The sequence below is a fragment of the Amycolatopsis keratiniphila subsp. keratiniphila genome, assembly GCF_001620365.2.
In the GTDB taxonomy this organism is placed as follows: domain Bacteria; phylum Actinomycetota; class Actinomycetes; order Mycobacteriales; family Pseudonocardiaceae; genus Amycolatopsis; species Amycolatopsis keratiniphila.
Genome location: NZ_LQMT02000019.1, coordinates 354649 through 355220 on the forward strand (window position 1 = coordinate 354649; position 572 = coordinate 355220).

Annotated in this window: 1 protein-coding gene; it reads left to right on the forward strand. The window is 63.6% G+C overall.

Annotated elements, in window-relative coordinates:
- The first annotated feature begins 56 nt into the window (after nt 1-56).
- Nucleotides 57-473 carry a TIGR03668 family PPOX class F420-dependent oxidoreductase gene (locus AVR91_RS19730; RefSeq protein ID WP_076857379.1) on the forward strand — a complete coding sequence of 139 codons (417 nt, stop codon included), beginning with the start codon at nt 57-59 and terminating at the stop codon, nt 471-473.
- The last annotated feature ends 99 nt before the right edge of the window (nt 474-572 follow it).

Consider the following 572-nt stretch of genomic DNA (forward strand, 5'->3'; position numbering starts at 1 on the left):
TGGGCGCGAAGACCGCGAACACGGCTTACAGGACGCGACCTAGGTAACGTCACGGCATGCGGATGACGCCTGCCGAAGCCCGGTCACGGTTCGAAGGCGAGCGGATCGCGCGACTGGCGACGGCCGGTTCGGACGGCGTCCCCCATCTCGTGCCGGTGACGTTCGTCGTCGAAGGCGACTCGGTGGCCTTCGCGATCGATCACAAGCCGAAGAGCACCACGGCGTTGCGGCGGCTGAAGAACATCGCGGAGAACCCCGCCGTCAGTTTCCTGACCGACCGCTACGACGAGGACTGGGCCGGGCTCTGGTGGGCACGGGCGGACGGTGTCGCTCGCGTGCTGACCGATCTCGACGAGCAGGCTCTGCCGGTGCGGCTGTTGCGGGAGAAATACCCTCAGTACGAGGCGCAGCCTGATCCGCACGCCGTGGTGACCACGCTCGTTCACTCCTGGAGCGGATGGCGCTCTTCCTGAGCTTTTTTTGGTGTTGTTGCCGTGAAACGGCAACAACACCTTCGCCATGCTGTATAGATCGTTATACACTTTGGTGAGGTTCCGTGAAGGCCTCCTTGA

What these genes read in the sequence shown, in the direction of transcription:
- AVR91_RS19730 (WP_076857379.1), top strand. Translation starts at nt 57, where the DNA reads ATGCGGATGACGCCTGCCGAAGCCCGGTCACGGTTCGAAGGCGAGCGG.